Genomic DNA, 12,583 nt, shown 5'->3' with positions numbered 1-12,583 from the left:
TCATTGTTTTTAACAAATAAATCCTATTCTTAAAAATTACTAATAGTCTTATAAGGCTTCTTCATATATCATGGAAAATGTAAGCATATTCAACGATATTTTTGACAGAACAGGAGAAATCATGACTACATTAAATGAAATTGCATGGGTAACTGACAGTACATCTGGACTAACAGAAGAATACATAAAAAATAATCATATATATGTTGTACCTTTAAGTATTATTTTTGGTGAAGAATCATATTTGGAAGGTGTAGATATTACTGCCGAAGATTTCTATCCAAAGCTGGCAGCATCAAAGGTACTTCCGAAAACATCGCAGCCTGCTATTGGGGAGTTTGTGGAACTTTACCAAAAACTTAAGGAGCAATATAAGCATGCGATCGCGATCCACGCTTCGAGCGCTCTGACAGGAACTTACCAATCCTCCATGGCAGCTTCCAGCATGGTAGATTTCAAAGTCGATGTCATCGATTCGAAGATAGGTTCTTATCCGTTGGGGCGCATGGTTGAAAAGGGTGTTGAACTTCAAAAGCAAGGGAATTCCTATTCCGAAATTGTTTCCTATTTAAAAACACTCCCTGAAAAGGCCAATTTATATATGGCACCAGGAAGCCTTGAGCAGCTGCATAAGGGTGGACGTTTATCCACGACACAGGTGATTATCGGCAGCTTGATTAAATTAAAGCTGATTGTCAGGTTCGATGATGGCAAGGTAGTCCTTTTTGATAAAATCAGGACGGAAAAGAAGGTCAAGGAACGCCTGTTTCAAATTTTTGAAGAGGCTTCAACAAATATTATAGAAGCAAGTGTCATCCACGGGAACGTTGGCCAATTAGCTGAAGAATGGCGACAAGAGTTGCAAGAAAGATACCCTAACATCAATTTTACAACGACTATTTTCAGTCCGGTTCCTGGTACACATACAGGACAGGGAACAATTGGGCTTGCCTGGATTAATGAATAGTCCGCAATAGTAAAACAAAGTAAGAAATCAGCCTGGTAAGGGCTGATTTCTTTTTATTGTCCAGGTTCCTGTGTACACTTGAAATATCAAAAATAGTAGGGGGAAATCGGCATGTTGAAGATCGGAATCATTGGTTTAGGGGATATTGCGCAAAAAGCCTATCTGCCTGTATTCGCGGAAAAGGGAGATATTGAATTCCACCTTTACACGCGAGATATTGTAAAGCTGAAAACTCTGGCTTCCAAGTATAGGTTTGCCCATATACATCTAAGTCTGGATGAGCTAATTGAAAGTGGAGTTAAGGGTGCTTTTGTCCATAGTGCAACTGAATCACATCATGAAATTGTAAAAAAACTGCTGCTGGCTGGTATCCATGTGTATGTCGATAAGCCGATTGCCTATGAGTATGAAAAAGCAAGGGAATTGACAGAGTTGGCTGAGGATAAAAGCTTGATATTAATGACAGGTTTTAACCGCAGATATGCCCCGGCGTATAAACAGTTGGCTGAATTGAAAGAACCTAATATGGTGATCATGCAGAAAAACAGGAAGGCCCTGCCTGGGGAAATACGCCATTTTATACTCGATGATTTTATCCATGTGGTCGATACGTTAAGATTTTTGTTTCCCTACGACATAAAGCAGGTCAATGTTACCGGAAAGAAAAATGGAGCTTTTTTGCATCACGTAGTCATTCAGCTGCAGGCAGAAGAGGGGATCGCAATTGGAATTATGAACCGTGACAGCGGAGTTGTTGAGGAAAAGGTAGAAGTTTTTCAATCTGATCAAAAAAGAACGGCAGTGAATGTTTCAGACCTCCTCGTCCAGGAAAATCGGAATGAAACGAGACATGGAGGAAGTGACTGGGAGCCGACCCTCCATAAGCGTGGCTTCGAACAAATAATTTTTGATTTCATCCAGGCGGTCGGTAATAATTCATTACCTTCAATAACCGCAAAGGATTCCCTCGTAACACATGAAATCTGCGAGACAATCGTGAAAGAATTGGAAGAGCTTTAACAATCGAAACCCCGGTACATAAACTGGACCGGGGTTTTGATTATTAAAAAGATGGTTTGCCATCTGCAGATATTTGGATGGCGTTATTCAAATAGAATGTGTTTGCATAACCTAGATCAACGATTTTATTCACAACGCCAGCAGCCCTTGCGCCAGATGCGCAATGAATGACGATGACGGCATTCTTATCTTTTGGAAGCTGGCTTGCGATAGCTGCCGGGTCGGCCAGGATGACACTGTCAGGGATATTCAGTGATCCCTTGAGGACGCCGGCCTTTGTTTCATCCTTTGAACGGACGTCAAGGATAAATGCCCCCGCACTGATTTTGTTCATAAACTCTTCTGGATTGATTCCGCGGTTAACCTGGCCTTCAGCAACATTAAAGCTTCCGCCTGAATTAGCAGTGCCGAATGTTGGCAAGGATTGTGCAGTCCAGTCTGGGAGTCCTCCTGAATAGACTTTGACATTTGAGTATCCTTTTTTCAGGAGTTCCTCAGCGACAATATGGCTTTTATGGCAGCCGAAACCTCCACAATAGACGATTATTTCAGTCTTTTTATCTGCAGGTGCTATTCCTATATACTTTTGCGCAAACAGAGTATCATCTGCAAAGACTGCATTCGGGATGTGTGACTCGAAATATATCTTATACGGTCTGGCATCAAGGATGACGAAAGGTGGCTTTTCATCCCGTGACACATTTGCGTCCATGATCAGTCCCTTTACATAAGGAGCTGTCACAGCCAGGTAATTGCCTGCTTTTTTCCACTCTGGCAGTCCTTCCTGGTAAACCTTGATATTCTTGTAGCCAAGCTTGATTGCTTTTTCAGCAGAATTGCTGCTTAATTCACAGGTGACCCCGCCGCAGTAAAAAATAAGAAGCTTATTTTTATCTTCTGGAAGCAGGGAGGCAAATTGGTCGAACTGTGAATCCGGGATATTGATTGCTCCGTTGATGTGTCCTTCATGAAAAACAGTTTGAGGACGGGAATCGACGATGACAAAGTCCCATTCTGAAGGGAATTGTTCGTACGTTTTCCTTGCCGAGCTTACCTCTCCTTCGGACGCTTTTAATCTCATCATATATTCGGTGCCAACATAGTTGAGGTTATCCTTGAGTGGTACGGCTTCCTTCTCGGGTGCAACTTCCTCGCCTACCTTGTAGATTGAAAGGTCTGCTTTCTGGTTAAAATCTGCAGCCGCATTCGAGTTAGGTTTGGCCGGATCTTCGCCAGTCCCGCAGCCGGCAATTACTACTCCGACAGTGAAAATCAATCCTGCTAGCATATTTTTCTTTACCATGAGACTATTCACTCCTTTCTTCACCAAGCTGTTCACTCCTGTAGCCAAGCGAAGGGGAGTGGACAAGCTGGTTCACTATTTGTGTGATCGATACATAAAATAAACTTTTATCTGCCTTTTTCAATTCCTTAACGAAATCGTCAAGCCAATCGAAATGGTCAGAGATAAAAGAATGGATCTGATCAGTTGTACCATGCTCGAGCAAGAACGAAAGAAATTCGAGCAACAGGGTCAAGTGGTCTGGCATTGTCCGATATTCCTCGGGAAATTCAAGCTTGAACTGACGGAACAGATACTGGACATGCAGTGCAGGGTCGCCATAGAAGAATCCTGTTTGTCTTGCGAATGAAACAGCCGCGGTAGGATCATCTGTCCATTGTTTGTAGAGTGATTCAATAGGCGGTGCGAAAGGCTCGGAAGGCCCAAGAAAACAATGGATATAGGATTGTTTCATATTTTCATAAGAAGAAAAAGCGTCTTCATATGTTTCTTCCATTTTTACAAAAGGCGTCAGCTCTTCCAAGGCTGTTCCATTTCTCAAAGCTTGGTAGAGTTCATTGGTTGGCGGCTTATAAAATTCTGCCAGCAGCATTAGTGCATTGGACAGCTGCCGCTTTTCTTCTGTCATGGTGAACAAGTGATCAGCCCCTTTTTTGTGTGTCTAGCTTCAGAGCATCGAGGCTCCGGAACTTTTCTTATAGGGTTACATCCCCATGTCTTTTCAGCTCTGTTGCTGGTTTGTGTTTGATGATCCGTTCCAGAAGCTCACGCTGGAGATACAACATCGCCATGATCCCAATACCGCCCATGATCAGGGCCCATTCAGACCAGGTCACACTGAAAAGGTTGAAGACGGTTTCTTCGGCAGGATTTTTGACTACTTTCAATGGAGTTATCTGCCCGGCGATTACCATATTGAAGCGCATGAAGAAAATTCCTGTCAGGGATAGCAGACCTGCAAGCCCGAGCTTTATGGCTGAGAGCTTGTGTGCAGACACAATCAGCACAAATGGAATGACAATTGCCAGCGATATTTCCAGCACCCAATAGTTAAAACTCAAAGGTCCTGTCAGCAAAGCGAGCAGTGATTCGTATTTTCCCGGCACCTGGCCGTAGAGTCCGACAAAGGTTTTGCCGATATAGATCACTACCATAACCCCCATCATGGACAAGCTAAGTGTCCTGAGGAACTTAACGGTTTCAAGGTTCTTACGGGTTTTCTTCCTTCCATGTAGATAAGCGATAACTGAAGCCATCGCGATGCCAGAGAACACAGAAGTGAGAATGAAGTAAAGAGGTGAAATCGGTCCGTTCCAGTAAGGACGGGCAATAATGAAACCGAACAGAAATCCGATGCAAATTAGGGCGACTAAGGCAGAAATAGCTGTCATGATTGCAAGAGGCCTGATTAAGGACTCATTCTCGCGAACGACAAACACAGTCAAAGTCACCAGCAGCATCAGATAGATTCCGTATAGCGGTGCCATCCACCAGATTGGCGATGTAAAGTTAGGAGTCAGGAAATAATGGATGAAGTTAAGCGGATTGCCCAACTCCACCAAAAGAATTGCAAAACCGCTGATAAGCGAAAAAATCGCAAACATGAGCAGTGATTTGCCGATTGGGATGATCGCCTTCACATGGAATACATAGCCTAATGCTGCGACAAGCAGCAGTCCGGTGCTGATCCCAACAAAATATTCGTAGCCAGCGATCAGGATTCCCCATGGGATCTTATTTGTTGTTCCCATCGCATGTTCACCGTGGATAAAAATATTGGCTGCTCCTGCCAGGCCAAAGAGAATGAAGGCTGCTGACAGGATCGTCCATTTATTGATTTTCACGAGATTCACCTCCAGTTATTTTTTTACATAGAAGATGCTTGGCTTCGTGCCTTTAGCTTCAAGCAATTGATAGACTTCGTGCTTTGCCAGCTCTTTGTTCAGCTGGCTGTTTGGATCTTCCAGGTCTCCGAACAGACGGACCTCATTCATGCATGTCGCAGAGCAGGCAGGCTGCTCACCTTTTTCAAGCATCTCAGGGCACCATCTGCACTTTTCCGGCACGCGATTTTCATTCAGCTGTCTTGCTTCATAAGGGCAGGCAGCCATGCAATATTTGCAGCCAATACATTTATCAGCGTCAATCTCGACGATTCCATCTTCACGCTTGTAAGTTGCCTGGGTTGGGCAGACGGAAACGCACGGAGCGTTGTCACAATGCTGGCACTGTACTGGTAAAATCTCCATTTTTACATTCGGGTAAGTTCCAGTCTCCAAAATTTCAAGACGGTTGTAGGAAACGTCCGTCCCGAGCTGATTATGCGACGCACAGGCGATGTTGCAGGCGTTGCAGCCCGTACAGCGTTCCGGGAATACCAATAGGCCGTATTTTGCCATCCTAGTTGCCCTCCTTTGCCACGGTCACGACAACCTCTTGGGCCATTGTCGAGCCAGAAAGAGGGTCTACCATGATTGGGATAAAATCATTAAAGTTCACGCCAACGCCGTTTGCTATCCTGTTTTTAGGAGAGAATCCGCCATAAGTGGAAGGGAGCCAGGCTGCTTCCGGGTGCAGAAGCTCGGTTACTTTAACCTGTACCTTCTTTTTGGCGATTTTTGACTTAACCGTGACGGTGTCACCAGTTTTGATGCCAAGCTTCTTGGCTCTAGAAGCGTTAAGCCACATAAAGGTTCCCTGATACTTATCGGAAAGCTTCATCAGCTGTTCTATATTGGTTGTCATTGCATGGGAGTGCCAAGGCTGTTTTCCATGGATCAGGCGGAATTCATGGTCATTTTTAGAATCAGGTTCAACGAGTGGCGGTACCCATACAGGAATTCCAAGTTTTCCATCAATTTTGAACAGATCGGCAGAGAATTGAATCTTTCCGGTTAGCGTAGGCAGAGCCGGTTTGCCTTTTTTCATCGGGAAGCCTGGCTTAACAGTAGCCGGGAATTCCAGTGTACCTGCCTTTTTCAGCTGTTCGAAGGTGATGCCGAGGGGGGCAATCGCTGCTTCTACTTCTTGTTCGATTGTAAAAGGATACAAATCCTTATGGCCCATTGCGTCGGCGATTCCTTTCAACATATCAAGCGTGTCTTTTGTATCATACATCGGCTTGATGACTGGCTGGCGAAGGGCAAGCTGTGGGTTATCATGCGAAATATGGCCTGATACAGCTTGAGGATGCTCCAACCTTTCCAGATAATAATGCTCAGGAAGAATATAATCAGCGGCATAGTAGCTTGTTTCGTTCCAGTCGATGTTAATGGAAACGACCAGATCTGCGTCCTTGATCTTTTTTTGCTCCTCGGGATCCGGTGCGGTCCTGAGGGGGTTATAGTTACAAATGAATACAGCCTTAGCCAGGCCTTGTTGTACAAGCTGAGGCGTGATATGGGCGATTCCCCTTGATGGTTCAACAGTACGGTACTCTCCAGTCACACCTGCTCCGTCGATACGAGCACCCTTTTCAGGCATGTTCTCGATTGCAGGTAAGTCAAGATGTCCCAGCTGCAGGCTGGCAGATGGCATCAAGCCGCCTTTTTCGTAAAAGTTGCCCACTAGCGCATTGAGGATAATCCCCATCTGGGCCGTTTGAGTGCTATTCACATAATGGGAATGCAGTCCGTGCCAGCCTGGCTCGATGAAGGCCTGAGGTGCGTATTTTGCAAAGTCCCTGGCAATTTCCCGGATTTTATCAGCTTTTATTCCTGTGATTGGTTCTGCCCATTCTGGTGTGTATTCCTTGTTCATGCGTTTAAATTCACTGAAGCCATCAACGAATTGTTGGACAAAGGTCTTATTGTAGAGGTTTTCTGATATTAAAACATTTGCCATCGCCAGCCTGAAGGCAAGGTCCGTACCCGGCCTGATTGGAATCCATTCATCAGCGATTTTCGCAATCTCTGAAAAGCGCGGATCAATGACGATCAACTTTGCGCCTTTTTCCTTTGCCTTCGTGATGTGGTTCATGCCATTCGGGATGATTCCTCCGGCAAAGTTTCTTCCTTCAAATATCATGTACTTAGCATTTTTATGGTCACCGTTAAGGGAGGTACCAGTCATTTGCAGCCATGCGTTTGTTTTAGCGTTGAAGCATGTGGAATACTGTGTCGTGAAGTTTGGCGAGCCAATTGTGTCAAACAAGCGGTCCACGTATGACTTCCGGTGGGTGCCGTGCTCGAGCCACAATACAGAATTTCCGGTATACTGCTTAACGATGCTGTCAAGCTTTTCACCGATTTCCTTGAATGCCTGGTTCCAGCTGATTGGTTCGAATTTTCCTTCTCCAACCCGTTTCATTGGGCCAGTCACTCTGTCTTTTGAGTAAAGGTAAGCAGCCATTCCGTGGCCTCTTGCGCAAATTCTGCCGCTGGATTTCAGATGGATAGGATGTCCTTCGACCTTCCAGACCCGGTCGTTCTTCACATGGGCAACAATTCCGCAATAGCTTGTGCAGCCGTGGCAGAAGGTTGGTACCTTCTTCACACTTTCTTCGGTGGCAGCTTTCTTGAACTCAGAGAATCCGAAATAAGCTGGAACCGAGCCTGCTGCTACAACTGTAGCTGAAGCTTTTAAAAATGTACGGCGTGATAAGTTTGTCATCTCTTCATACTCCTTTCTCTCACAAGCTGTTAACCGCAGCTGGCGGCACCAGTTTCTGTTTCGAGTTTTGTGTTTAGCTTTTTCAAAGGATAATCCTTGACCTTCTCGTTGGTAATTGGAAGAATACCATTGATTTCTGCATTGGATGTCCATACTCTCATGCCATCTTTCATGGCATAGGCTTCATATCCGAGCATATTGAGAATCCGTGCTGCTTTACTGGACATGGTGCCGTCATGGTCAATGAGGACAATCTTTTTCTCAGGAGACAATTTCTTAAGCTGTTCTAGCTCTGCCAATGAGTTATATGCGATATTGATTGCCCCAGGAATATGGCCTGCTGCATATTCTTTCGCAGCCCTAAGGTCAACTAATAAAAGTCCATCTTGCTTATTTTTAATGGATTCCTGGATAGCCGCGGGTTTCATGATCGGTGGAAGACCGGTTTTCAGATAGTCATCAGCACTTCCTAAAATAGCTGCGGTTTCATCGGTATATTTCTTAGTTGCAGGAGCTGGGAGATCATAGTTCCCGGCTTTTGTTTCGGTTGCTTCCACTTCATAATCGAAAGTTTTTTGTGGAAGGGGAGTTCCCAAATTCTCATCACTAGTCCAGCCGCCCATCCCGTTTACCATTGGAATCGCATCGTAACCGAGCATATTCCACAGCGCTGATGTCTGACTTGCTGTATGGCCGCTGTAACAAATGACAAGGATCTTTTTGTCCTTTGGCAGATTAGCGATTTGGTTTGGGTCAGCTGTCATACTATATGGAATATTGACAGAGCCCTCAATATGTCCGGCAGCAAATGCAGCTGTATCGCGGACATCGACAATGAAGTAAGAAGGATCGTAATTCAAAATCATCTTTTCAAAAATTTCTTCTGCAGAAATAGACTCTGCAGGTTTTTTCAGGTAAGCATCAGCAGTTTGCTGTACGACTGAAAAAACATTGAGCTGCGCACTTTGTCCATTCACTTGTGGTTGAACCTTTGTTGAACCTTGCTCGGTTCCGCAGCCTCCAGTGAAAATCAGCATTGTACCGGCCAACATGAATAATACTTTTTTTCCAAACAGCTTCAAAGCTCTCACCTCTCTGCTGGCGGATATACCGCCAAAATATTGATTTGGAATTGAACAAACGGTGGGAATGTACACCTCCATCCTTCTAAATGCCTATACTCCTATGGGTTTTAGGTGTTGCAAAAAAAATAAGCGCTTAAGTTATTTTTACCATCAGGGGTAAGTCTATTGCTGTGGAAATTCAGTTACTATTTTCGAGAATGCAGGAAGAAGTAAGGGGAATCACCTATAATTTATTTGAATTTTTTGCACATTTCACACTTAAAACACATTCGTGAAAGTTGCGTGGAGAATTTTCGGTGAACAATAAAAAAAGCCCGCAGAGGCACTGCGGGCGTGAAACTTATTAAACATAGATAAAATAACCGACAAACAAGAAACCAAGAACATACATAATTGGATGGACTTCTCTAAGCTTGCCCATGCCAAGCATCATCAATGGATAAAGAATGAAACCAAGGGCGATTCCGGTTGCGACACTGAAGGTGAGCGGCATCATGATGATCGTTACGAATGAAGGGATAATCACAGCAAGGTTGTTCCAATTGATTTTACTGATTTCGGTTGCCATCAACGCACCAACAATAATGAGTGCTGGAGCGGTAACTTCTGGCGTTATAACTGATAGGATCGGAGAAAAGAGCATCGCCACGCCAAAGCAAGCCGCAATGATTACGGAAGTGAAACCAGTACGACCGCCTACCGCGATGCCTGCTGATGATTCAACGAACGACGCTGTTGTGGATGTGCCAAGTACAGCTCCAGCAACAGCCGACCCTGCGTCCGCAAGAAGGGCACGCCCGGCATTGGGAATTTTATTGTCCTTCATCAGACCAGCCTGGCTGGCAACCGCAATAAGTGCCCCTGCAGTATCAAAGAAAGCAACAAACAGGAATGTGAAAATGACGGCAAGGACATCTGGGGAGAAGATATCTCCCAGGTGGTTGAAGACGACACCAAACGTTGGTGAGATATCAGGAACCGAACCGACGATTGCTGTAGGTTTTTCAATCAAGCCAGTGAAAATACCAACGATTGTGGCAATCACCATTCCATAAAAGATGCCGCCGCTGATTCCGCGGACCATCATGATGACACTGACGATGAAGCCAAAGAGAGCAAGGAGGACAGGGCCTGATGTCAAGTTGCCGATAGAGACAAAAGTCGCTTCGCTGCCAACGATGATTCCCGCATTTTTCAAGCCGATGAAGGCGACGAAGAAACCGATTCCCGCAGCGATTGCATGCTTAAGATCCTGAGGGATGACATTGATGATTTTTTCGCGGATCTTTAAAAGACTGAGGATGACGAACAGAACACCCGCGATGAACACACCAGTAAGGGCGACTTCCCATTTGACTCCCATCCCGATGCTGACGGTAAAAGTAAAAAATGAATTCAAGCCCATGCTTGGAGCGATCCCAATCGGGAAGTTAGCAAGCAGACCGATCAGAAGGGAGCCGATGATGGCTGATAGAGCAGTAGCTGTAAAAACAGCTCCTTTATCCATGCCTGCCTGGCCGAGGATTAATGGATTGACGACAAGAATGTACGCCATCGATAAGAACGTCGTGATTCCGGCAAGTGTTTCTTGTTTATAATTTGTATTTCGTTCTGCGAACTGGAAAAAGTTTTTCATGTGTGCTGTCCTCCTGGTAGTTTATTTAAGAGAATGGCTCTGTTAAAACCCAAAATTGTTTTTTACTCCTGTTGATTGTAGTGAATCGCCTGAAACGAAAATCAACAGCCTTGTTTAACAGAGCATAGAAAATAAAAAAACTCCGGCAGTTTTATGCTGCCGGAGTACCACAAAGGACAAATAGATGCCAAAAAGAATAGCAAATATCAAAGTCCCTTGTAGTCACGCCTTTTACGGTAGCATGGTAGAAACGTCCGAGCCATATTCTCGAACATATACAAGGAAAAGATAATAGATTTAAATAATACTAGTGATAGTATCAGCAATTTACATCGAGGTCAATTGCAATTCTTAAAGTTTATCTATTTGTTTTTTTCTGATTATTGAGGGAGCTGGAAGCTAGTTGGTATATCTGTTTGCTAATTTCCAAGTCGCGGAATTATGGTGGAAAATCGCGGAATTATACTGGACTTTCGCGGAATCAAGGTGTGAAATCGCGGAATAACCATACAATTTCGCGGAAATAAGTATGTAAGATGGCCAGTTTTACAGATCAACAAGCAAAATTAGCAGTTTTTTTGATACTATTAAGAAAATACAGCACACTACTGATAAAATCTGTAATAAACACGAGCAAAAGTTCGTGGAAATCATAGTAAGTGATGAATGAATGATTAAATACATAATGATATGAAGCGAGGAGACATTAAATTGGCTGTTATTCAAAATGAAAAAAGATCCGAGAGATTTGAAGTGGCGTTCAACCAGATTCATCGGTGGATGCAGAGGAATGCTAGGAATGAGACGACTGATAAATTTTCAGAGTTGCTGCGGATTAATTATCCGAGACATTCGATTATCCGCAAATATTATCATGACTTAAAGATGTATGGGCGCCTTCGGAATTCACTTGTGCATGACAAAATTGCGCTGGATTTTTATATAGCTGAACCGCATGAAAAAGTGGTGGAGAAGATTGAAATAATCGCCAGTCAGGTGTCAGATCCGAAGAATGCACTGGAGATCGCGACAAGACCAGTGTTTTATTTTAAAGAAGATACCAGTTTAGTTGATGTCTTGAAAATTATCCGGAAAAGGGCCTATTCCCAGTTTCCTGTCTATGATGAAAATGGATTTAAGTGGTTATTGACTTCGAATTGCATTGCCCAGTGGCTTGCGAGTAATCTGCTGGAGGGCGGCAGAACGATAGAGGATGTGAAAATCAGCGACCTGGAGTATCTTCATTCAAAGAGATTTGTAGAGTTTGCAACGAAGAACTCGGATATATTCTCGGTAGAGGATATTTTTGAAAAGTATCATCTAGAAAACAGGAAGCTGGAAGCAGTATTAATCACTGAAAATGGAAAAACCTCCGATCGGCCGATCGGGATTATCACCCCCTGGGATTTAGTTGAAATCGATGCATTGGATTAAGTATGTGCTGATTTAGTTAAATCCCTATATGGGTATCGGAAATCCCTTTGTTTAGGAGTTTTTGACAACTTTTTGACCGTAATATGTGAATAATAAATGAACTAAATGACAAAACACCCCTGTTTGGATTTTTACTTACTATAATGATAGTGTAATCCAAATGGAGGTGCCAATAATGAACGTAACAACGATTATTGAATTGGAAAATCGTGAAGTTGAGAAGATGGCTGGCGCAAAATTAGTATTTATACAGGAACAGATTGATGCAAATATCGTGGAAACATGCGTTGATTGTTTTAAATATGAAGGTTCAGAAGATTGTCTGGATACAGATGACGCAATGCAAAAAGTTTTTAATGCACTGAAAGCAGATGGAATGATCCCTGAAGCAGTGGAAGATTTTTCGTATGAAATGCCTTCTTGTGAGAGATTGAGAAAAGATGTTTATGAAGAACAGGACATGCCGCAAAAAGTGATTCTGAGCTTTGCAATATAAGACTTAAACAGGAGTTCTGTCGTGGAACTCC

General features: G+C 43.7%; 11 protein-coding genes and 1 riboswitch. Of the genes, 4 read left to right on the top strand and 7 right to left on the bottom strand.

Annotated elements, in window-relative coordinates; translation table 11 throughout:
• Positions 1-121: 121 nt before the first annotated feature.
• Together TY49_RS22520 and TY49_RS22515 are read left to right on the top strand one after the other, a co-directional pair.
• Complete coding sequence (locus tag TY49_RS22520; protein WP_041968128.1) at positions 122-967, top strand: DegV family protein; 846 nt, start codon at positions 122-124, stop codon at positions 965-967.
• 111 nt (positions 968-1,078) lie between these two features.
• Positions 1,079-1,987 (top strand): Gfo/Idh/MocA family protein, encoded by a 909-nt coding sequence (locus tag TY49_RS22515; protein ID WP_198135671.1) that lies wholly within the window; start codon positions 1,079-1,081, stop codon positions 1,985-1,987.
• A 43-nt stretch (positions 1,988-2,030) separates the two neighbouring features.
• On the opposite strand, the gene TY49_RS22510 is transcribed toward TY49_RS22515, so the two are convergent.
• From TY49_RS22510 to TY49_RS22480, 7 genes are all read right to left on the bottom strand, one after another.
• A complete protein-coding gene (locus tag TY49_RS22510; RefSeq protein ID WP_156972753.1) occupies positions 2,031-3,290 on the bottom strand; it encodes a rhodanese-like domain-containing protein in 1,260 nt (419 codons plus the stop codon).
• A 4-nt stretch (positions 3,291-3,294) separates the two neighbouring features.
• Entirely contained in the window at positions 3,295-3,918 is a 624-nt protein-coding gene (locus tag TY49_RS22505; RefSeq protein ID WP_232310512.1) for a TorD/DmsD family molecular chaperone, read from the bottom strand.
• A gap of 67 nt (positions 3,919-3,985) precedes the next feature.
• Positions 3,986-5,134 (bottom strand): NrfD/PsrC family molybdoenzyme membrane anchor subunit, encoded by a 1,149-nt coding sequence (nrfD, locus tag TY49_RS22500; protein ID WP_041968127.1) that lies wholly within the window; start codon positions 5,132-5,134, stop codon positions 3,986-3,988.
• 15 nt (positions 5,135-5,149) lie between these two features.
• Positions 5,150-5,689 (bottom strand): 4Fe-4S dicluster domain-containing protein, encoded by a 540-nt coding sequence (locus TY49_RS22495; RefSeq protein ID WP_041968126.1) that lies wholly within the window; start codon positions 5,687-5,689, stop codon positions 5,150-5,152.
• A 1-nt stretch (position 5,690) separates the two neighbouring features.
• Positions 5,691-7,901, bottom strand: coding sequence for a respiratory selenite reductase catalytic subunit SrrA (srrA, locus tag TY49_RS22490; protein WP_041968125.1), 2,211 nt, complete (start codon positions 7,899-7,901; stop codon positions 5,691-5,693).
• Between the two features lie 29 nt (positions 7,902-7,930).
• Positions 7,931-8,983, bottom strand: a complete 1,053-nt coding sequence (locus tag TY49_RS24030) for a rhodanese-like domain-containing protein (RefSeq protein WP_052442269.1) — start codon at positions 8,981-8,983, stop codon at positions 7,931-7,933.
• A 346-nt stretch (positions 8,984-9,329) separates the two neighbouring features.
• Positions 9,330-10,622: an NCS2 family permease gene (locus tag TY49_RS22480; protein WP_041968124.1), complete on the bottom strand. Its 1,293-nt coding sequence runs from the start codon at positions 10,620-10,622 to the stop codon at positions 9,330-9,332.
• Between the two features lie 199 nt (positions 10,623-10,821).
• Positions 10,822-10,923: riboswitch (purine riboswitch) on the bottom strand.
• Between the two features lie 410 nt (positions 10,924-11,333).
• On the opposite strand from TY49_RS22480, the gene TY49_RS22475 reads away from it, so the two are divergent.
• The gene (locus tag TY49_RS22475) at positions 11,334-12,056 is read left to right on the top strand and encodes a CBS domain-containing protein (RefSeq protein WP_052442268.1); all 723 of its coding nucleotides are present in this window, start codon (positions 11,334-11,336) and stop codon (positions 12,054-12,056) included.
• Between the two features lie 175 nt (positions 12,057-12,231).
• Entirely contained in the window at positions 12,232-12,552 is a 321-nt protein-coding gene (locus tag TY49_RS22470) for a hypothetical protein (protein WP_041968122.1), read from the top strand.
• The last annotated feature ends 31 nt before the right edge of the window (positions 12,553-12,583 follow it).

Origin of the sequence: Mesobacillus selenatarsenatis SF-1 (assembly GCF_000813125.1) — a bacterium.
In the GTDB taxonomy this organism is placed as follows: Bacteria; Bacillota; Bacilli; order Bacillales; family Cytobacillaceae; genus Mesobacillus; species Mesobacillus selenatarsenatis.
The sequence above is the reverse complement of the archived record's forward strand: the minus strand, read 5'-3'. Positions and strand labels throughout refer to the sequence as shown.